Source organism: Streptomyces sp. NPDC034085 (assembly GCF_055575555.1).
Genome location: NZ_JBVISL010000004.1, coordinates 650,229 through 669,951, shown reverse-complemented (window position 1 = coordinate 669,951; position 19,723 = coordinate 650,229). Strand labels below are relative to the sequence as shown.

The following is a 19,723-nucleotide window of genomic DNA, read 5'->3' as shown; positions in this document are numbered from 1 at the left end:
CCTTACCTACCGCCTCGTACCGGAGTACCCGTGCCGCACATGAGCGACAACCGATGACCGCGGTCCCACGCACCGCAGCCGCCGCCCCGGGCGCCTCCGACACGCTCGCGCGGACCTACGGGCGCCTCGCGGCGCACTGCCCCGCGCTCGACGTCCGGGTGGCCACCGCGGCCGCGCGGCCCGGACGGTGCGTCAGCGGGGCGGAACTGGCGGAGGACGAGGGGGCCCTGGAGGCCTTCGTCGCCGCCGAGGCCGCCCGCATCCGGACCGGCCACGGGCACGAGCCGCGACCCGACGTGGCCGCGTCGCGCGCCCTGCACGACTACCTCTGGTCCGTCAGCCTGCTGATGAGCGGCGCCTGGTACCTGGAGCGGCGCGTGCCGCGCATCCGCCCGCGCGAGGTCCGCGTGGACCTCGCGACGGGCACCTTCGAGGTCGTACCGGGGGCGGGGTTCGCCTGCCTGCCCGGCGATCCGGCGGCGCGCCTCGCGGGCGCGCGGGCCGTGGCCGGCGAGGAGGCGCTGCGCGCCGAGCTGCGCGCCGCCGTCGCCGATCACGTACGGCCGCTGCTGGCGGCCGCGGGACCGCGGCTGCGGCGCCGGGACCGGGCCCTGTGGGGCATGGCCGCCGACGACCTCGTCTCCGGGATCTGGTACCTGGGCCGCGTCCTCGGCCAGGAGGAGCGGGCCGTTCGGGAGGCGACCGAGCTGCTCCCCACCGCCATCGCCCCCTTCCCGGGCGGCGCGGACTTCAGGCGGCTCGCGACCCGCGACGGACGGCTGCACCCGACGCGCACCCGGCTCGGCTGCTGCATGTACTACACGCTGGACGCGGCCCGGGCGTGTGCGACCTGCCCCCGGACCTGTGACGCGGAACGGATCCGCCGGATCGAGGACGCGGGCTGAACGGGCCCGCGCGCCGCTGACGGCAAGGGCCGGCCCCCGGCCGCGTACCGGAGTACGCGACCGGGGGCCGGCCCGTTGGCGGGGATGGAGACGCCTACTTGGCGGGGTCCACCTGGAAGGCCTTCGCCAGGTCGTCGAGGACCATGTCCGCACCCTGGAGCGAGACCGAGGTCATCCAGGTCGCGTCGTCGACCTCGTGCACCTGGTTCTTCTGGACCGCGTTCAGGCGCTGCCACAGCGGGTTGGCGACGAACTTCCTCTTGCGCTCCTCACCGCCGGAGAAGCTGGTCATGAAGATGTGGTCGGCGTCCGCCTGCTGGATCTGCTCCTCGCTGATCTCGATGTTGAACTTGGCCTCGTCGCGCTGGTTCTCCGGCCGCGTCAGGCCCATGTCGTTCAGGATGATGCCGCTGAAGGTCTTGGGGAGGTAGATGCGCGTCGGACCGTCGACGAAGCGCAGGACCGAGAAGGTGGGCTTGCCGCCCGCGCCGCCGCCCTTGGCGTTGATGGCGTCACCGATCTTCTTGGCGCGCGTCTGGTACGCCGTCAGCTTGGCCTGGGCCTTCTCCTCCTGACCCAGCGCCTGGCCGAGGAAGGTGACGTTCTCCTTCCAGATCGGGCCGGTGGTCTTGACGAACACGGTCGGGGCGATCTGGCTCAGCCGGTCGTAGAAGTCGGCGTGACGGACCGTCGCCGAGACGATGAGGTCCGGCTTGAGCGCCGCGATGGCCTCGAGGTTGGGGCTGTCGAGCGGGCCGACGTCCTTGGTGTCCTTCACCGCGTCACCGAGGTAGGCCGGGAAGCCCTTCTGGTCACGGTACGATCCGATACCGCCCACCAGCGGCGCGTCGAGCGCGACGACGGCCTCCACGAGGCTGTTGTCCAGCGCCACCACGCGCTTGGGCTTGGCCTTGATCTCGGTCTTGCCCTTGTCGTGGGTGATGGTCCGCGGGAAGCCGGCGGACTCCGCGGCGGCCGGCTTGGAGGAGTCGGCGGCCGGCTTGCCGTCACCGCCGGCGCCACCGCAGGCAGCCAGGGAGAGGGCCATGGCCGCCGTCAGGACGGCAGCGGCGATCCGGCCCGGCCGGCGACGCTGGGTGAAGGTGTTCATCGGTTCTCAGTTCTCCAGAGGGAACGCATGTTCTTAGGTAAGCCTTGCCTGAGTAAGCGCGTGGTGAACAGTAGCGGCTCTCCGTGGCCAAATCCAGACGGGGGGTGCGGAGTAAATTCGGTTAGGCATCCCTTACCTTGTGTGAGTGTCTCTGAAGCCCGTCACCGCCGCTGCCGCCGCGGTCCCCGCCCCAGCCGTTCCGCCACCCCGACGACTCCTTTCCCGGACCCTCGTGTTCACCGCGCTGCTCGCCACCGTGGCCGCCATGGTCTGCGCCTCCCTGGCGATCGGCACGAAGGCCGTCGCGCTCTCCGACGTGCTGTCCGCGATCGGCGGCAGCGAGGCGGGCGACGCGGTCGTCATCCGCGAACTGCGCATGCCCAGAACGTTCCTGGGGCTGCTGGTCGGCCTCTCCCTGGGCGCCGCGGGCGCGGTGGCCCAGGACATCACCCGCAACCCGCTGGGCGACCCCGGCCTGATCGGCATCAGCGCGGGCGGCTCGTTCGCGGTCGCCGCGAGCATCGGCGTGCTGGGGCTGACGAGTTCGTACCAGTACATCTGGTTCGCCTTCCTCGGCGGGGCGCTGGCCGGGCTCATCGCCTACGCCGTCGGCGGCACCGGGTACGGGGGCGCGACCCCCGCCAAACTGGCGCTGGCCGGCGCGGCCGTGACCGTCCTGCTCGACGCGGGCACCAACACCCTCGTGCTGCTGGACGTCCGCACCCTGGACCAGTACCGGTTCTGGGCGGTGGGCTCCCTGGCCGGCCGCGACGCGCACCTGGGCGTGGAACTGCTCCCGTTCGTCATCGTCGGGCTCGCCCTCGCCCTCGGACTGAGCGGGCGGCTCAACGCCCTCGCCCTCGGCGACGACGTGGCCAGCTCGCTCGGGACCCCGGTCAGGTCCACCCGCGCGCTCGGCGCGGTGGCGGTGGTCCTGCTGACCGGCGCGGCCGTGGCCGCGGCCGGCCCTGTGACGTTCGTCGGCCTGGTCGTCCCGCACGTCGTACGGGCCTTCACCGGGCCCGACGCCCGCTGGCTCGTGCCGTGTTCCGCACTGGGCGGGGCCTCGCTGATGCTCGGCGCCGACGTGGTGGGCCGCATGGTGGCCCGGCCCGGCGAACTGGAGGCGGGCGTGGTGACCGCGCTGCTCGGGGCGCCGTTCCTCGCGCTGCTGGTCAAGCGCGGCAAGCTCAAGGAGCACACCCGATGAGCACGACGAGCACGACGACCCCGGCCGGCGCGGTGCGCACGACGGACCGTCAGAAGGCCGTACGGCTGCTGCGGATCGAGGCCGGACCCGTCGGCGTGGCCGTACGCCCCCGGGTGGCCCTCGTGGTGGCCGCACTCGTGGCGACCGGCTTCGCCGGCCTGATCGCCTCCGTCTCGCTGGGCACGTTCGCCATCCCGGTGGGCGACGTCCTGGCCGCGGTGCTGGGCAGCGGCTCCGGCTCGGCCGACCTGATCGTCCACCAGCTCCGGCTGCCGCGCGCCCTGACGGCCCTGCTGGTCGGGGCGGCCTTCGGGCTGGCCGGCGCCGTGTTCCAGGCCGTCACCCGCAACCCGCTGGCCAGCCCCGACCTGATCGGCATCGCGGCCGGCTCCGGGGCCGGCGCGGTGAGCGCCATCCTCATCGGCGGGGTCACCGCGGCCGGCGCCGGCACGTTCGCGGCGGTCCCCTTCGGGGCGCTCGCCGGCGCACTGCTGACCTCGGCCGGCATCTACCTGCTGGCGTACCGGGACGGCACCATCACCGGCTACCGCTTCGTCCTCGTCGGCCTCGCCGCGAACGGCGCCCTGGCGGCGCTGACCCGCTGGATGCTGGCCCGCGCCGACATCGACCAGGCCTCCCGCGCCATGGTGTGGCTGACCGGCAGCCTCAACGGGCGCGGCTACGAGCACGTCCAGTGGGCCGGCCTCGCCCTGGCCGTGCTGCTGCCGCTGACCCTGGCGCTGGCCCGCCCGTACCAGCTGCTCCAGTACGACGACGACACCGCGCGCAGCCTCGGCATCCCGCTGCGGCACGCGCGGATCGCGCTGCTGCTGCTCGCCACCTGCCTCACCGCGCTCGCCACGTCGGCGGCCGGACCGATCGCCTTCATCGCGCTGGGCGCCCCGCAGATCGCCCGGCGGCTCGCCGGCACCGCCGGCATCCCGCTGGTCACCAGCGCACTGACCGGCGCGGTCCTGCTCATCCTCGCCGACCTCGGCGCGCGCACCGCCCTCGCCCCGGCCGAGCTGCCCGTCGGCGTGCTCACCGGCGCCGTGGGCGCCCCGTACCTGCTGCTACTCCTCGCCCGTACCAACCGGGCCGGAAAGGGAGGCTGACATGACCGCCCCGCTGACCGAGACCCAGCCGACCGGCACCGCGCCCGCCGCGCTCAGCGCGGCCGGCCTGCGCCTGGGGTACGGCGACCGGATCGTCTCCGAGGACCTCGACCTGGACATCCCGGCCGGGGAGGTGACCGCGCTGGTCGGCCCGAACGCGTGCGGGAAGTCCACCGCCCTGCGGGCCCTGGCCCGGCTGCTCAAGCCGGCCGGCGGCGCCGTCCACCTGGACGGCGAGGACATCGCGGGCCTGTCGGCGCGGGAGTTCGCGCTGCGGCTGGCCCTGCTGCCCCAGTCCCCCAGTGCCCCGGACGGCATCTCCGTGCGCGACCTGGTGGCCCGGGGCCGTACGCCGCACCAGCGGTGGTGGCGCCAGTGGTCGTCCTCCGACGAGGCGGCGGTGGACGCGGCCCTGGCGGCGACGGGCTCCGCGGAACTGGCGACGCGCTCCATCGACGAGCTGTCGGGCGGCCAGCGCCAGCGGGTGTGGATCGCGATGGCGCTGGCCCAGCAGACGCCCGTACTGCTGCTGGACGAGCCGACGACCTATCTCGACCTCGCCCACCAGGTGGACGTCCTGGAACTCGTGGCCGACCTCAACCGCGCCGAAGGGCGCACCGTGGTCATGGTGCTGCACGAGCTCAATCTGGCCTGCCGCTACGCCGGGCACCTCGTGGCCATGCGCGACGGCCGTGTGATCGCCGCCGGGCCGCCCTCGGAGATCGTCACCCCGGACCTGGTCCACGAGGTGTTCGGCCTGCGTGCGGCCGTCATCCGGTGCCCGGTCGCCGGTACCCCGCTGGTCATCCCGCAGGGCGGGCGGCGCGTGGAGGTCGTCTGAGCCGCCGCCGGGGCGGTCGCCGGACCGGCAGCGGCGGGCGGTTCACGGCTCAGCCGGGGACGTGGGCGTGGATGGTCTTGCCCGCCGGCTCGCCGTCGTGGTGGCGGATCTGCACCTCGGTCGCGAGCCGGTTGACCAGGTGCCATCCCCAGCCGCCTTCGCCCCGGTGGCCGGGCGGCCGGGGCCGCGGCTCGGCGCTGCTGCTGTCGCTGACGTCCACGTCGACGCCGTCGGCTCGCAGGTGGAGGTCGAGTGCGCAGTCGCCCGCCGTGTGCCGGACGGCGTTGGTGACGAGTTCGCTGATCACCAGCAGGGCGGTGTCCAGCGCGACGGGCCTGAGCGGCGGGTCCCGGTCGACCGGCCGCTCCAGGAACGCGCGGGCCGCCTGGCGGGCGTCGGCCGCCGCGCCCTGGCCGTGCAGGGCCATGTGCAGGGTCGTGGGTGTGGAACGGACTGAGTGGAGAGGCATGTCGGCTCCCCCCGGGAGCCTCGTGTCGCAGACCGTGCGGACCGGACCGGGCCGGGCGGGACGCGGCGGGCCGGCCGGGCCGCAGCGCCGCTCTTGCCGGGTAGGCCCGGGCGGGGCCGGTACGCCCGGTGCGGCCGCATGCGGTCGCGGCCGGCGGGGCCGCGGGCTGCGACGCGAGGGAGTCAGTGGCCGAGGGCCCGCATCAGCTCGGACTTGTCCATCTTCGACCGGCCCTCGATGTTGCGCTCCTTCGCCTCGTTGTAGAGCTGCTCCTTCGTGGGGCCCTGAGAGCCGCTGTGGGAACGCTCTCCGCCCCGCTCCGAGGACGACTTGCCCTGCGTCGAGGAGCGGCTCGCGGTCTTCGACTCGCCGGAGCGCGCGCGTTCCTTGTTGACGGTGCGCGCGGCCATCTCCTTGGCCCGGCCGGAGCTCTCGCCGCGGTTCTCGGCGCTCTCCTTGATGTGCTCGTACTGGCGTTCACGCTTGGGACTGGAACCACGAGGCATGGTGACTCCTCGGATCGTGTGCGGTATCGGTGTGCGGTCTCGGTTGACGGATCCACCGGATCCCCAAGGGCGCCTGCCCGGCTCGGGGAGGGTCATGCGGGCGGGTTCGGCCCGGTGCCCGGCCGTCGGCGCACCGTTCCCGTGCCAGGGGGTGTCCGCGAAGTAGCGCCGGCCGCCCGAAGGGCGGGCCCTGGCGTCCGGTGCCCGTGCATCGCAAGGCGGAGGGCCGCACGCGTACGGGACGTACCCGGGCCGGCCCGACAACGCGGCGAGGTACGGTGCCAGGCGTCTCAGGGCAAGGCGGGACTGTGCGGACACCCCCTAATCCAGCGCGGTGGCGGCCACGGACAGGTCCGCGACCAGGCCGGCAAAGGCGGCGTCCCGGTCCTCGGACCGCAGGACGGCCGACGGGTGGACCGTCGCCAGCAGCTGCCCGGACGCCGAGCCGTCCGGGCCGCCGTCCAGCGCGGGCATCGGCAGCAGCACCCCGCGCTGCTCGCCCACCCGGAAGGACGAGCCCAGCAGCGCCCTGCCGGCCGTGCCTCCCAGCACCACCAGCACATCGGGCGCGACCAGCCGCAGCTCCTCCACCAGCCAGGGCCGGCAGGCGGTCGTCTCGCGCAGGCTCGGGGCCTTGTGGATGCGGCGCTTTCCGCGCGGGGCCACCGTGAACTTGAAGTGCTTCACCGCGTTGGTCAGGTACGCCCCCTCGTCGGCGAGCCCGGCCTCGTCGAGCGCCTTGCGCAGCAGCCGGCCCGCCGGGCCCACGAACGGTTCGCCGCGCAGGTCCTCCTGGTCGCCGGGCTGCTCCCCGACCAGCATCAGCCGGGCGTGGGCCGGGCCGCTGCCGAAGACGGTCTGGGTGGCGTCCCGGAAGAGCGGGCAGCCCCTGCAGCCGGCCGCCGCCTGCCGCAGGCCGCGCATCCCGCCGCCGGAGGGCAGGTAGGGACGTGCGTCGTACTCCCGGCCGGCTTCCGCCGCGCCCGGGTCCGCGTCCATCGCCACCACCTCCGCGCCGTGGCTGCGGCTCCCGCGCTCTGGTCCGCCCCGGCGGTCCGGGACCGCGGGGCGGCAGGCGGCGTCTGCCCTGCGGTCCCCGCCTCCAAACCGGCGGCCGGCCCGCCATCGCCGGGGCGCCCGGTCAGGCGGGCCAGGTACCGGTCAGACGCCTGGCGGCCACCGCCCCGCTGCGGTCGATGACCGCCTTGACGGCGGCGAACAGGGCTCCCTGCAGGGCCGCGGCCATGAGGATCTCCCGCCACGACCGCTCCTCGTCGGTCGCGTTCGGTGCGTCGCCCTCGTGCCCGAGCCGCTTCCAGATCTGCTTGAACACGGCCCCGGCCAGAGCGCCTCCGGTGGCGCCGAGGGCCAGGCCGACGGGCTTGTAAACGATCTTCGATGCCTTCACCGGAACCTCCTCGTGCGACGGCTCGGTGCCCGGCGCCTGCCCATGGGCGCCCGCGGCTAACGCACGGGCCGGCGTTGGCGCCGTTTGGCGGGGCGGGCCGGGGGCAGGCGCGCAGACCGAGTGGGCGCTCCCTCCCGGCGACGGAGCCCCAGCCCCGCGCCCGGAAGGGATGACGCCATGGATCCGGTACCAGCTCCAGGCCCCGCCTCCGCACAGCTCGCCGAAGAGGCCCGGTCAGCACTGACGGAAGTCACCGATCCCGCCGCGCGGGCGACCCTGCTGGTCGCTCTGGCTGCGGTCCAGGAACTCCAGGCCCTGACCCGCTCCGCGCAGGGCGTCGACGCCCGGCTCAAGAAGATCAACCAGTACCTCGGAGCCCTGGCGAACAAACCCTAGGGGGTGTCCGCGAAGTAGCGCCGGCCGCCCGAAGGGCGGGCCCTGCGGCGTCTGGTGCCGTGCATCGCAAGGCGGAGGGCCGCCCGCGTACTGGACGTACTCGGGCGGGCCCGACAACGCGGCGAGGCGCGGTGCCAGGCGTCGCAGGGCAGGCGGGACTTCGCGGACACCCCCTAGGCCGTCTCGTCCGCGGGCCGGTCGAGGGTGAAGAGGGCTCCCTGGGGATCACGGAGCGTCACCTGCGCCCGGCCCGGCCCGGCAGGCCCCGGTACCTCCGTCGCCCCGCGGGCCAGGGCCCGCGCCTGTGCCTCCTGCACGTCGGGGACCCGGAAGTGGACGAGCCAGCGGGGCCGCTCGTGCGACTTCTCGGCGGCGGCCTCCACCGGCCCGCTGTTCAGCCGGGCGACCGCTTCGCCGCCGCTGCGCAGCACCACCTGGTCGTCCTCGTACGACGCCACGCAGGAGCCCGGATCGTCCTCGGCCCACTGCAGCACCGGCCCGTAGAACAGGGCCGCCTCGAAGGCGTCGCGGGTCAGCAGCTCCAGCCAGGCGGGGGCCCCTCCGCCGCCGACCCTCCAGCCGGCCAGTACCGGCCCCTCCCAGATGCCGAAGCCGGCTCCGTCGCGGTCGGCCACCAGGGCCGCCCTGCCGCGGGGCGGGTAGGAGACGGGCCCGACGCCGACGGTGCCGCCGCGTTCGCGTACCCGGGCCGCGGCCTCGTCCGCGCTGTCCACGCGGAAGTACGCCGTCCAGGCCACGGGAGCGGCCAGCTCGGCGGCCATCGCGCCGAGGCCCGCGACCGGCACTCCGTCCAGCTCGGCCACCGAGAAGGTGCTGCCCAGTCCTCCCGGCCTGAACGTCCAGCCCAGGACGTCGCCGTAGAAGCCCTCCGCGGCTTCCAGGTCCCGTGCCGTCAGGCTCAGCCAGCACGGTGCGCCGCGCGGCCCGGCCGCCACCAGGGTCTCGGCGCGCGCCTCCCGCTCGCGGCGGCCGGGCCCGGGAAGGTCTGCGGACATGGCGTGCCCTCCTCGTCTGGAGCCCTCGGGGAGCCCTCGTGCCGTCCGGAACCGATCACGCCCCGGACCGCGCGGGACGCGCGCCCTGCCTGCCGGGGCTGCCGGGCGCCTACCCTCCCCCGGCACCCCCACACCCCACCCGCTCCCCCGGCCGCCGGCTCGCCCGGACGGTCTCGTGCGGGCACGCCCTGCGTGTTACTCACAGCCGTGCGGTCCGCCGTGCGCGACCATACGGACGCAGACACACGCCCGGTCATCGGCGTCATGCCTGAGGGCGCGGGTCGCAAGCAGCCAGCAGGTGGAAACACCGAGACAGGAAGAAGGACGGACGTGTCCGGCAGCGAAAGCGAGAACCCCGCAATCCCCTCCCCGGCCGCCACGCCGACCCGCCCCAGGACGAACCGGGACTGGTGGCCGAACCAGCTGGACCTCCAGGTGCTCCACCAGCATTCGCCCCGCGCCAACCCGATGGGCGAGGACTTCGACTACGCGAAGGAGTTCGCGGCCCTGGACGTCGAGGCCCTGAAGCGGGACGTCTTCGAGGTGATGACGGCGTCGCAGGACTGGTGGCCCGCCGACTACGGCCACTACGGGCCGCTCTTCATCAGGATGAGCTGGCACGCCGCGGGTACGTACCGGATCGCCGACGGCCGGGGCGGTGGCGGCTCCGGCGCCCAGCGCTTCGCCCCCCTCAACAGCTGGCCGGACAACGCGAGCCTCGACAAGGCGCGCCGGCTGCTCTGGCCGGTCAAGCAGAAGTACGGGCGCACGATCTCCTGGGCCGACCTGCTGGTCTTCGCCGGCAACTGCGCGATGGAGTCGATGGGGTTCAAGACGTTCGGGTTCGGTTTCGGGCGGGAGGACATCTGGGAGCCGGAGGAGATCTTCTGGGGACCCGAGGACACCTGGCTCGGAGACGAGCGCTACAGCGGCGACAGGGAACTGACGGGGCCGTTCGGCGCCGTGCAGATGGGCCTCATCTACGTCAATCCGGAAGGGCCCGGCGGCAACCCGGACCCCCTCGCCGCGGCCCGGGACATCCGCGAGACGTTCGGGCGCATGGCGATGAACGACGAGGAGACGGTCGCGCTGATCGTGGGCGGCCACACCTTCGGCAAGTGCCACGGGGCGGTCGACCCGGAGTACATCGGTCCGGAGCCGGAGGCCGCGCCGCTCGAACAGCAGGGCCTCGGGTGGATGAACGCGTACGGCACCGGCAAGGGGGGCGACACGCTCACCAGCGGGCTGGAGGGCGCGTGGACGACCGAGCCGACGAAGTGGGACAACGGATACCTGGACAACCTGTTCCGGTACGACTGGGAGCTGACGACGAGCCCGGCCGGCGCCAAGCAGTGGACGCCGACGGACGCCTCGGCCCAGGGGACGGTGCCCGACGCCCACGATCCGTCGAAGCGGCACGCCCCCATGATGCTGACGACGGACCTCGCGCTGAAGCTGGATCCGGTCTACGGGCCGATCTCGAAGGGATTCCACGAGAACCCGGACCGGCTCGCGGACGCCTTCGCCCGGGCCTGGTACAAGCTGCTGCACCGCGACATGGGGCCCGTCTCGCGCTACCTCGGCCCCTGGATCCCCGAGCCGCAGCTGTGGCAGGACCCCGTCCCGGAGGCCGGCCACGAGCTGATCGGGGACGCGGAGACCGCCGACCTCAAGGCCCGGATCCTCGGCTCGGGGCTGTCCGTCTCCCAGCTGGCCAGCACCGCCTGGGCCGCGGCGGCGAGCTTCCGGGGCACCGACAAGCGGGGCGGCGCCAACGGGGCGCGGATCCGGCTCGCGCCGCAGAAGGACTGGGAGGTCAACGCGGTACCCGAGGTGGCGCAGACGGTCGAGGCCCTCGACCGGATCCGGCAGGACTTCAACGCCTCGCAGACCGGCGGGAAGAAGGTCTCCCTCGCCGATCTGATCGTCCTGGGCGGGTGCGCGGCCGTGGAGAAGGCGGCGAAGGACGCGGGGCACGCCGTCACCGTGCCATTCGCGCCGGGGCGTACGGACGCCTCGCAGGAGCAGACCGACGTGGAGTCCTTCGCCGTACTGGAACCCAGGGCGGACGGCTTCCGCAACTACCTGAAGGCGGGCGAGAAGCTGTCGCCGGAGACCCTGCTGCTGGACCGCGCGAACATGCTGACGCTGACCGCCCCCGAGATGACGGTGCTGGCGGGCGGCATGCGGGCCCTGGGCGCCGGCTTCAACGGGTCCCGGCACGGTGTCTTCACCAGCCGGCCGCAGACGCTGACCAACGACTTCTTCGTCAACCTGCTGGACATGGGGACGGAGTGGAAGGCCTCGACCTCGGACGAGAACGTGTTCGAAGGCCGGGTCCGCGGCACGGGCGAGGTCAAGTGGACCGCCACCGCCGTCGACCTCGTCTTCGGCGCGCATTCGCAGCTCCGCGCCCTGTGCGAGGTCTACGCCTGCCAGGACGCGGGCGAGAAGTTCGTCCGTGACTTCGTGGCGGCGTGGGACAAGGTGATGACCCTGGACCGGTTCGACCTCGCCTGAGCCGGTGTCCGCCGTCCGCCGTCCCGGCCGGTTCACCGGCCGGGACGGACCTGCCGGAGGGCTCTGGTGGCGCCGGCAGGTGCCGACGGGGGTGCCGGTGGCGCGTTCCCTGCCCCGCACGCGGCTGTCCGCGTACCGCCGCGGGTCCGGGGACCACCCGGTCGGCGGGCACGCGCAGGGCGCGCGGGGCATCCTGGAGGAGGCCCGTCAGGCCTTCCGGAACCCCCTGGGGGACGTCATGGAACTCGGTTTTCTGAAACCCCTCTTCGCCCGTACCGGCCCCTGGGCCTCGGTGTACGTCGAGACCACGCGCGCGACCGAGGACGCGCAGCGGATCCAGGCACTGCGCGAGCGGGCGGTCGCCTCCCAGCTGATCGACGCGGACGCCGACGCCTACACCGTCCGCGCCGTGGTGGACCGGCTCGCCGGGGAGCCCCCCGCCGGTGCCCCGCCCGGGCGGGCGCTGTTCGCCTCGGGCGCCGAGGTCGTCCTCGACGTCCCGCTCGCCAGGGCCCCCGCCACCACCGAGGCGACCTGGTCGGTGCTGCCGCACATCGCGCCGCTGGCCGCGCTGCGCGGTGAGGAGCCGGGCTGCCTGGTGGCCCACATCGACCGTACGGGTGCCGATCTGGAGCTGCGCGACTCCCTGCGCCGGGAGGCGGTGGGCGAGGCGCAGGGCAGGGAGCGGGAGGGCCGCGGGCACCGCAGCGTGCCGGGAGACCGGTACGAGTGGCACTACCGCAACAAGGTCGAGAACACCTGGAACGAGACGGCCGGCGTCATCGCGGCGGAGCTGGCCCGGCAGTGGCCGGGGAGCGGCGCGGACCTGGTGGTGCTGAGCGGCGATCCCCGTGAGCGCCGGGCCGTCCTCAGCCGCCTGCCCGAGCAGATGCGGGCGGTGACTGTCGAGATCGACAGCGGCGGCCGGTCGCCCGGCGCCTCGCACGACGCCCTCGACCGGGAGATCGCGCGGGTGCGCGAGGGCTTCGCCCGTGGGCGGCTGGAGAGCGCCCTGGAACGCTTCCGCAGGGGCCGGGGCCGGCCCGGCGAGCACCGGGAGTCGACCGTGGACACCGGGCCGGGCCAGGCCGCCGAGGGCATGCCCGCCGTGGTGGACGCCGTGCGGAGCCACCAGGTGGCGACGCTGCTCCTCGGTCCGGAGGGCTCGGACGCGGCGCGCGAGGTGTGGATCGGGCCCGGCGTGGACGAGGTCGCCGTGCAGCGGGGCCAGGCGCAGGCGATGGGCGTCGACCGGCCCGTACTCGCCCGCGCGGACGACGCGCTGCTGCGTTCGGCGGCCGCGGCCGGCTGCGAGGTCCTCGTGGTCCCGGCGGGCATGCCGGGCCCGGCGGGCGGCCTGGGGGCGGTGCTGCGCTGGACCATGTGAGCCGCGGCGTCGCCGGGCCGGCCGGGGCGGTGTACCGCCCCGGCCGGCCCGCGTTCGCTACGGCGCCATCTCGTACGTACCCGACAGGGCCTCGACGCGCTGCCAGATCCGGGCGGCACGGGCCTCGTCGACGACCGGGCGGCGGACGGCGGCCAGGGCCCACGCCTGCTGCGCCGCGGTGGCGGAGTCCTTGCCGTGGAGTTCGACGGCGTGGCCGGAGAAGTCGCGCACCAGGACGGAGAACAGCTCGTCCAGGACGTCGCGGTCCAGGTCCGTCAGGCGGGCCTGCTCCAGGATCAGCTGGGCGTGCACCACCAGGGCGAACAGCTGGCCGACGGAGAGCAGGAAGTCGAGGTCGCGGCCCTGCTCCTCGTCAGGGGCGAGGTGGGTGACGAACTCGCAGAGGGCGTCGGCCTGTTCGCGGAAGCGGGCCACGTTCGGCACGTCGGCGTACGCGTCGAAGGCGGGGCGCCAGTCGTGGAAGCGTACGGAGCCCAGGCCGCGGGCCGGGCCCTGCCGGAAGAGGAAGTCGTCGTCGGCCGCGTCGAGGCGGGTGGGCACGGCGGGGTAGTCGGCCGGCTCAAGCAGGTGGTTGCGCATGAACTTGAGGATCAGCGCCAGGTTGACGTGGACGGTGCCTTCGAGCTTGGGCAGGCTGCGGATCTCGACGGCCGCCTCCGCGAAGTAGGTGTCCTTCTCGAAGCCCTTGGCGGCGATGACGTCCCACATCAGGTCGATGACCTTCTCGCCCTCCGTGGTCACCTTCATCTTCGTCATCGGGTTGAAGAGCAGGTAGCGGCGGTCCTCGGGGCCGGCGGAGCGGAAGTAGTCGACGGCGCGGTCGCTGAAGAGCTTCATGCCGACGAGGCGGACGTAGGCGTCGGCCAGCTCGCGGCGCACGTGCGGGAAGGCGGTGACGGGGCGGCCGTAGAGGATGCGGTTCTGCGCGTGGGTGACGGCCTCGTACATCGCGTGCTCGCAGATGCCGATGGAGGCGGTGCAGAGGTTGAACTTGCCGACGTTGACGGTGTTGAGGGCGGCGTCGAAGGCGGCGCGGCCGGTGTGCAGGACGTCGTCCTGGGACACCGGGTAGGCGTCCAGGCGGAACTCGCTGACGTACTTGGAGGAGTCGACGACGTTCTGTACGAGGTGGTAGGCCGGGTGGCGGCTGTCGGCGGCGAAGAAGACGTACCCGTCGGGGCCCTCGACGTCGGTGCGGCGGCCGAAGACGGAGACGAGACCGGCGGCGTTGCCGTTGCCGATGTAGTACTTGGAGCCGGTGGCCAGGAAGCCTCCGTCGCCGTCGGGCTCCAGCAGCATGTCGGTGGAGTAGATGTCGGCGCCGTGGGTGCGCTCGGACAGGCCGAAGGCGAAGACCTCGCCCTGGGCGAGGAGTTCGGCGGCGCGGGCGCGGGCGGCGGCGTTGCCGCTCTGCCAGACCGGGCCGAGGCCGAGGATGGTGACCTGCCAGGCGTACCAGTAGTCGAGGCCGTAGAAGCCGAGGATCTCGTTGAGGGCGGCGATCCGGGCGGTGTCCCAGCGCTGGTCCGGCCGGCCGGCGTCGGAGGCCGGGGTGAGGAACGTGGCGAAGAGCCCCTCCTTGGCGGCGAACGCGAGGAAGTCCCCCAGCCAGGCGCGGGTGCGGTAGTCCTCGATCAGCTTGCGCTTGCCGCGCTCCTCGAACCAGTCGACCGTGGCGCGCAGCAGCCTGCGGGTCTCGGGGTCGAAGTGCGCCGGGTCGTAGGTGCGCGGGTTGAACAGCAGGGAGTCGGCCATGGAGGTTCACCTTCGGAAGGAGGGAGGGGAAAGGAGGAGGACGGAAGGACGGTGGCGGTCAGGCGGAGGGCGGTGTCGCGCCGAGGCGGCGGAGGGTGGCGAGTACGTCGTCCAGCCAGGCGATCGTCATGCGCTCGTACGCGATGCCGCCGCGCAGCACCACGTGCTGGAGCTCCTGTCCGGCATCGAGCGGGGCGGGGGCCTGGGGGCCGGTGAAGTCGCGCAGTTCCCCGGCGAGGTAGCGGGCGAGCCGTTCGCCGTGCACCCGGTGGTGCCGTTCGACCTCGCGGATCAGCGCGGCCGGGTCGTCGAAGGCGGCGCCCCGGATCTTCACGGCGAGGTCGTGGCGCATGCTCTCGGGTTCGATGGGCTCGTGCAGCCACTGCGAGAGGGCCGCGCGGCCGGGGGCGGCGACGGAGTACTCCTTCTTGTCCGGCCGGGCCTGCTGCGCCACCTCGCGGACGGTGAGCAGGCCGTCGCGTTCCATGCGGCCCAGCACCCGGTAGATCTGCTGGTGCGTGGCGGTCCAGAAGTAGCCGATGGACCGGTCGAACCTGCGGGCCAGTTCGTAGCCGGAGCCGGGCATCTCCAGCAGGGAGACGAGGATCGCGTGGTCGAGCGCCATGCCCCGATCTTTGTATGCAACGAGTTGCATAGACAAGTGCCGGAGCCCCGGTGAGACGCGGCTCACCCGGGTCCGGGAGCTGCACCGCTCCCCGGGGCGGTAAGTCGGTGGCGGGCCGCTCCGGCAGCCGTGATCATGGCCGGATGAGTGAGCGAACCGAACGCTGGAGCCGGGCGACCGTCTACCCCGACATGTGGGCGGATCCCGGCGACGACCCCCGCCACCGCGACGAGAGCAGTCCGGACGGCGAGCTCGCGACGCTGCTGGACTTCCTGACGGGGTACCGCCTGACGCTGCGGATGAAGTGCGAGGGCCTGGACCCGGAGCAGCTGGCCCGCCGGTCGGTACCGCCGTCGACGATGTCGCTGCTCGGCCTGCTCCGCCACCTGGCCGAGGTGGAACGGGACTGGCGCAACTGGATCACCACCGACGGCGACCCGCTGCCGAAGCTGTACGGGGCGCGGGACTCCGACTTCCTGGGGGCGGTCCCCGAACAGGCCGTCGTCGACGCCGCGTACGCCGATCTGGAGCGCGAGCAGGCCGCCGCCGACGCCGCGCTGGCCGCGTACGCGGACCTCGGCGAGCGGGTCGGGAAGGACGCCATCGCGGTCCGGGAGCTGATGGTGCACAGGATCGAGGAGTACGCCCGCCACTGCGGGCACGCCGACCTGTTGCGGGAGTGCGTCGACGGACGGGTGGGCCAGTGACGGCGCCCTCCGGGCGGCCCGCCCTCAGGCGGTTCGGCGCGCGGCCAGCGCGTTCAGCAGCGCGGCCCCGCGCTCGGCGTCCCCGACGCTGACGGCGAACTCGCCGCCCCGCCGCGGGCGGATGACCAGGCACTCGCCGGCCCGGAGCATCACCGTCGTCCCCGCGCCGCCGAGCCGGTACCCCCAGCCGCCCGCCTGGGCCGGCGTCCGGTCCTCGGCGCGCGCCGACTCGATGTCCCGGACGTCCCACCGGCGCACCGGCCAGCCGAACGGGCCGAAGGCCACGTCGAGGCCCCGCTCGGTGACGCGCGCCCGTACGGAGGAGCACGCGAGGACCACCACGGACGTGACGGCCAGCGGTGCGACGGCCGCCCACGGCAGCGGGACCAGCCCTGCGGCCCCGGCGAGCACGGCGGCGAGCGCGCCGGCTCCGGTGACCCCGGCCAGCGCCCGCAGCCAGGGGTTCGCCGTCCGGGAGAGCCATACGCACCTCTCCCCGGCCGGTATCTCCATGCTCGGACCGCTCACCGTCGCGCGCGGTTGCGCGGCGGGGCGGCGGCGGGCCACCAGCCGGCCGGCCAGCCCCGCGGCGGCCGCCACCGCGAGCGTCACGGCGAGCCCGGGGCCCAGCGAGCGGGCCTCCTGCCAGTCCGCACGGTCCAGGTTCGCCCGGACGGCACAGGCCTGAGCGCCGACGAGGAACACCGCGCCGGCCGGCAGGGCGGCGCGGGCCGACGTCCCGCCGTCCCACCGCGCGACGCCGGCGGTCAGCAGGACCAGGGCCGTCCAGACCAGGGCGGGCACGAGCGCGGCGGCCCACATCGGCATCGAGCCGTCGGGTGCGCCCGAGACCCCGCTCCAGTGGGTCGCCAGACGCTCCGGCAGCCGCCCCCGCGCGGCCCAGGGCAGGGCGACGAGCACGGCGGAGATCCCGGCGGCCCAGAGGGCGGCCCCCCGCCATCCCACGGCCGGGCGCCCCGTCGGGCCGCTCGGGTCGTTCAGGTCGTTCAGGTCGTTCGGCTCGTTCAGGTCGTTCACGGCAACCCCCTGATCATCTCGATGAGTTCGGCCCTGCCGTAGCCCAGGTGCGCCGCGTCGGCGACGAGTTCGCGCACCCGGCCGAGCAGCTCCGACCGGCGGTCCGCCCCGGCGGCCACGGTCACGCCCCGCCCCCGCCGGAACTCCAGCAGCCCCTCGTCGCGCAGGCCGCGCAGGGCGCGCAGGACCGTGTTGACGTTGACGTTTAACGCCAGCGCGAGGTCCCGCGCGGACGGCAGCCGGTCACCCGGCGCGCACTCCCCCTCGGCCACGGCCCGCCGGATCGCGCCCGCCACCTGCTCGTGCAGGGGGAGGCTTTCCGCGGTGTTCAGTCTCAGCAGCATGGTGCCAATGAAGATAGCACCATTGGCGTTACTCGGGCGGCACCGTCCGGCCGCCGCGCGGGGCGCGGGTGCGGGACGTCACCAGGGCCATATGGGCGCGGCCCGCGTGTGGCGCCGGTCGCGGCCGGGCCGCCGCCCGTAGGTTTCGCAGCGGAAGCGTCCTCGGAGGGGCGCGGAAAGTGCGTGCGGGAGTGGGTGGCTGGCGATGACCGGGAAGCGGACGATCACCGTGTTCGGCGCGACCGGGCAGCAGGGCGGCGCCCTCGCCCGGTCCCTGCTCGAGGAGCGGGACGGGGACTTCGCCGTGCGCGCCGTGACGCGCCACCCCGACTCGGACCGGGCGCGGGAGCTGGTGCGGCTCGGGGCGGAGGTGGTCCGCGGCGACCTGGACGACGAGACGAGCCTGGCCGCCGCCTTCGAGGGGGCGTACGGGGCGTTCCTGGTGACGAACTTCTGGGAGGACATGGACGCCGCGCACGAGAAGCGGCAGGCGGCGGCGCTCGCCCGGGCCGCCGGGCACGCCGGCGTGCAGCACGCGATCTGGTCGACCCTGGAGGACACGCGCCACTGCATCCCGGTCGACGACCCCCGGATGCCGACGCTCCAGGGGCAGTACAAGGTCCCGCACTTCGACGGCAAGGCGGAGGCGGACCAGTACTTCCTCGACGCGGGCGTGCCCGTGACGTTCCTGCGGGCCACGTTCTACTGGGAGAACCTGCTGGGCTCCTTCGCGCCGCAGGAGGCGGAGGACGGCGGCCTGGACCTAATCTTCCCGATGGGTGACAAACGGCTCTCCGGGATCGCCGTCGACGACATCGGGAAGACCGCGCACGCCGTCTTCAAGGGGGGCGCCGACTACGTCGCCGCCACCATCAGCATCGCCGGCGAGCACCTGCGGGTCGCCGACATGGCCTCGGCCCTCACCGAGTCGCTGGGCCGGCCGGTCCGGTACCGGCCGCTGACGCCGGACGCGTTCCGCGCCCTCGGCTTTCCCGGCGCCGAGGAGGCCGGGAACATGTTCCAGTTCTACGCCGACTGCGAGGCCTCCTTCACCGGCGCCCGCGACCTGGAGGCCGTCCGCCGCATCAACCCGGCGCTCCAGGACTTCGCCACCTGGCTGGCGGCCCACCGCGACCGGTTCCGGCAGGCCTGACGGGGCCGCGGCCCGCCGCGGACGCGCGGGAGGATCCGCCCGGCGCAGGGGCGGACCGCACGCGACCGTCGCGCGCCACTCCTCCGCACACCGCCGAGGCCACCGGCGCGAGCGCCCGCGCCCGGCACCCCGGGTGGGGGGCGTGGTGGCGTACCGATGTTTGTCCACCGGTGCCGGGGGCACGCGCCGACCGCGGGGCCCACGTCACTTCCCCTCCCTGGAGGCACGAGACCGATGACCGCGTTCGGCTACTTCCTGGCCTGTGAGGAGTTCACCCCGGGCCAGCTCCTGGAGCAGGCCCGCCGGGCCGCCGACGCCGGGTTCACCCGGCTGGCGATCTCCGACCACTTCCACCCGTGGAACGACGCGCAGGGCAACAGCCCGCTCGTCTGGTCGATGATCGGAGCCATCTCCCAGACCGTGGAGCTGCCGGTGACCACCCTGGTCACCTGCCCCACCATGCGCCTGCACCCGGCGGTGACGGCCCAGGCCGCGGCGACGTCGAGCCGACTGCTCGAGGGCCGGTTCGCGCTGGGCGTGGGCACGGGCGAGGCCCTCAACGAGCACATCCTCGGCGACCGGTGGCCGGCGTTCGACGAGCGCGCCGAGATGCTGGAGGAAGCCGTGGAGGTGATGCGCAGGCTCTTCACGGGCCGTCAGGTCACCCACCGGGGGCGCCACTACACGGTGGAGAACGCCCGCCTGTACACCGCGCCGCACGGCCGGCTGCCCATCCACGTCTCCGGCTTCGGCCCGAAGGCGGCGGAGCTCGCCGGACGCATCGGCGACGGGTTCGTCACCATGGGCCCGGACGAGGAGGCCATCGGCCGCTTCCGGGACGCGGGGGGCGGCGGTAAGCCGGTGATCGGCGGCCTCAAGGTGTGCTGGGGCGAGGACCGGGAGAAGGCCGTCGAGACCGTGCACCGCCTGTGGCCCACCGAGCAGCTGCCGGGCGAGCTGAACCAGATCCTGCCGACCCCGGCCCACTTCGAGCAGGCGAGCGAGCTCGTGACCCGCGACCAGGTCTCCGACAGCGTCCCCTGCGGCCCCGACGTGGAGGAGCACGTGGAGGCCGTCCGCGCCTACGTGGAGGCGGGCTTCGCGGAGGTGTACGTCGGCCAGATCGGCCCCGACCAGCAGGCCTTCTTCGAGGCCTACCGCGACAAGGTCCTGCCCGCCCTCGGCGGATAGGCGAG

The 19,723-nt window shown here is 74.2% G+C and carries 20 protein-coding genes; 10 read left to right on the top strand and 10 right to left on the bottom strand.

The window, feature by feature from the left end:
- Window positions 1–53 precede the first annotated feature (53 nt).
- Complete coding sequence (locus ACZ501_RS17905) at window positions 54–905, top strand: (2Fe-2S)-binding protein (RefSeq protein ID WP_468796407.1); 852 nt, start codon at window positions 54–56, stop codon at window positions 903–905.
- A gap of 94 nt (window positions 906–999) precedes the next feature.
- On the opposite strand, the gene ACZ501_RS17900 is transcribed toward ACZ501_RS17905, so the two are convergent.
- Entirely contained in the window at window positions 1,000–2,016 is a 1,017-nt protein-coding gene (locus ACZ501_RS17900) for an ABC transporter substrate-binding protein (RefSeq protein WP_468796405.1), read from the bottom strand.
- A 145-nt stretch (window positions 2,017–2,161) separates the two neighbouring features.
- On the opposite strand from ACZ501_RS17900, the gene ACZ501_RS17895 reads away from it, so the two are divergent.
- Genes ACZ501_RS17895 through ACZ501_RS17885 form a run of 3 tightly spaced genes read left to right on the top strand, consistent with a single transcriptional unit; the run spans window position 2,162 to window position 5,182 of the window.
- Complete coding sequence (locus ACZ501_RS17895; RefSeq protein WP_361611326.1) at window positions 2,162–3,226, top strand: FecCD family ABC transporter permease; 1,065 nt, start codon at window positions 2,162–2,164, stop codon at window positions 3,224–3,226.
- Window positions 3,223–4,341, top strand: coding sequence for a FecCD family ABC transporter permease (locus ACZ501_RS17890; protein WP_468796403.1), 1,119 nt, complete (start codon window positions 3,223–3,225; stop codon window positions 4,339–4,341). The genes ACZ501_RS17895 and ACZ501_RS17890 overlap by 4 nt, the downstream gene beginning before the upstream one ends.
- Before the next feature lies 1 nt (window position 4,342).
- A complete protein-coding gene (locus tag ACZ501_RS17885) occupies window positions 4,343–5,182 on the top strand; it encodes an ABC transporter ATP-binding protein (RefSeq protein WP_468796401.1) in 840 nt (279 codons plus the stop codon).
- A gap of 49 nt (window positions 5,183–5,231) precedes the next feature.
- Here the strand turns inward: ACZ501_RS17885 and ACZ501_RS17880 are convergent, their stop codons facing one another.
- The 4 genes from ACZ501_RS17880 to ACZ501_RS17865 form a co-directional block, all read right to left on the bottom strand.
- Complete coding sequence (locus ACZ501_RS17880) at window positions 5,232–5,651, bottom strand: ATP-binding protein (RefSeq protein WP_361611496.1); 420 nt, start codon at window positions 5,649–5,651, stop codon at window positions 5,232–5,234.
- A gap of 182 nt (window positions 5,652–5,833) precedes the next feature.
- Window positions 5,834–6,157 carry a plasmid stabilization protein gene (locus ACZ501_RS17875; protein ID WP_361611494.1) on the bottom strand — a complete coding sequence of 108 codons (324 nt, stop codon included), beginning with the start codon at window positions 6,155–6,157 and terminating at the stop codon, window positions 5,834–5,836.
- A 321-nt stretch (window positions 6,158–6,478) separates the two neighbouring features.
- Window positions 6,479–7,156: a UdgX family uracil-DNA binding protein gene (locus tag ACZ501_RS17870; RefSeq protein WP_468796399.1), complete on the bottom strand. Its 678-nt coding sequence runs from the start codon at window positions 7,154–7,156 to the stop codon at window positions 6,479–6,481.
- A gap of 142 nt (window positions 7,157–7,298) precedes the next feature.
- On the bottom strand, window positions 7,299–7,565 hold the full coding sequence (locus ACZ501_RS17865) for a DUF4235 domain-containing protein (RefSeq protein WP_362457796.1): 267 nt from the start codon (window positions 7,563–7,565) through the stop codon (window positions 7,299–7,301).
- A 177-nt stretch (window positions 7,566–7,742) separates the two neighbouring features.
- On the opposite strand from ACZ501_RS17865, the gene ACZ501_RS17860 reads away from it, so the two are divergent.
- The gene (locus ACZ501_RS17860) at window positions 7,743–7,961 is read left to right on the top strand and encodes a hypothetical protein (RefSeq protein ID WP_361611774.1); all 219 of its coding nucleotides are present in this window, start codon (window positions 7,743–7,745) and stop codon (window positions 7,959–7,961) included.
- A 173-nt stretch (window positions 7,962–8,134) separates the two neighbouring features.
- Here ACZ501_RS17860 and ACZ501_RS17855 read toward each other — a convergent pair whose 3' ends face one another.
- On the bottom strand, window positions 8,135–8,977 hold the full coding sequence (locus ACZ501_RS17855; protein WP_362457802.1) for a VOC family protein: 843 nt from the start codon (window positions 8,975–8,977) through the stop codon (window positions 8,135–8,137).
- 330 nt (window positions 8,978–9,307) lie between these two features.
- Here ACZ501_RS17855 and katG point away from each other — a divergent pair, with 330 nt between their 5' ends.
- Together katG and ACZ501_RS17845 are read left to right on the top strand one after the other, a co-directional pair.
- A complete protein-coding gene (katG, locus tag ACZ501_RS17850) occupies window positions 9,308–11,497 on the top strand; it encodes a catalase/peroxidase HPI (RefSeq protein WP_468796397.1) in 2,190 nt (729 codons plus the stop codon).
- A 97-nt stretch (window positions 11,498–11,594) separates the two neighbouring features.
- A complete protein-coding gene (locus ACZ501_RS17845) occupies window positions 11,595–12,884 on the top strand; it encodes a baeRF2 domain-containing protein (RefSeq protein WP_468796395.1) in 1,290 nt (429 codons plus the stop codon).
- 57 nt (window positions 12,885–12,941) lie between these two features.
- Here ACZ501_RS17845 and ACZ501_RS17840 read toward each other — a convergent pair whose 3' ends face one another.
- Both ACZ501_RS17840 and ACZ501_RS17835 read right to left on the bottom strand, forming a co-directional pair.
- Window positions 12,942–14,660, bottom strand: coding sequence for an acyl-CoA dehydrogenase family protein (locus tag ACZ501_RS17840; RefSeq protein WP_468796393.1), 1,719 nt, complete (start codon window positions 14,658–14,660; stop codon window positions 12,942–12,944).
- Between the two features lie 58 nt (window positions 14,661–14,718).
- Window positions 14,719–15,285 carry a PadR family transcriptional regulator gene (locus ACZ501_RS17835; RefSeq protein WP_361610299.1) on the bottom strand — a complete coding sequence of 189 codons (567 nt, stop codon included), beginning with the start codon at window positions 15,283–15,285 and terminating at the stop codon, window positions 14,719–14,721.
- A 143-nt stretch (window positions 15,286–15,428) separates the two neighbouring features.
- On the opposite strand from ACZ501_RS17835, the gene ACZ501_RS17830 reads away from it, so the two are divergent.
- Window positions 15,429–15,992, top strand: coding sequence for a mycothiol transferase (locus tag ACZ501_RS17830; protein ID WP_468796391.1), 564 nt, complete (start codon window positions 15,429–15,431; stop codon window positions 15,990–15,992).
- A gap of 24 nt (window positions 15,993–16,016) precedes the next feature.
- Here the strand turns inward: ACZ501_RS17830 and ACZ501_RS17825 are convergent, their stop codons facing one another.
- The gene (locus ACZ501_RS17825; RefSeq protein WP_468796640.1) at window positions 16,017–16,958 is read right to left on the bottom strand and encodes a DUF1648 domain-containing protein; all 942 of its coding nucleotides are present in this window, start codon (window positions 16,956–16,958) and stop codon (window positions 16,017–16,019) included.
- Between the two features lie 68 nt (window positions 16,959–17,026).
- Entirely contained in the window at window positions 17,027–17,374 is a 348-nt protein-coding gene (locus ACZ501_RS17820; RefSeq protein WP_468796389.1) for a GntR family transcriptional regulator, read from the bottom strand.
- 205 nt (window positions 17,375–17,579) lie between these two features.
- Between ACZ501_RS17820 and ACZ501_RS17815 the strand changes: the two genes are divergently transcribed.
- Window positions 17,580–18,527 (top strand): NmrA/HSCARG family protein, encoded by a 948-nt coding sequence (locus ACZ501_RS17815; RefSeq protein ID WP_468796387.1) that lies wholly within the window; start codon window positions 17,580–17,582, stop codon window positions 18,525–18,527.
- Between the two features lie 234 nt (window positions 18,528–18,761).
- Window positions 18,762–19,718 carry a TIGR03557 family F420-dependent LLM class oxidoreductase gene (locus ACZ501_RS17810; RefSeq protein WP_361610291.1) on the top strand — a complete coding sequence of 319 codons (957 nt, stop codon included), beginning with the start codon at window positions 18,762–18,764 and terminating at the stop codon, window positions 19,716–19,718.
- The last annotated feature ends 5 nt before the right edge of the window (window positions 19,719–19,723 follow it).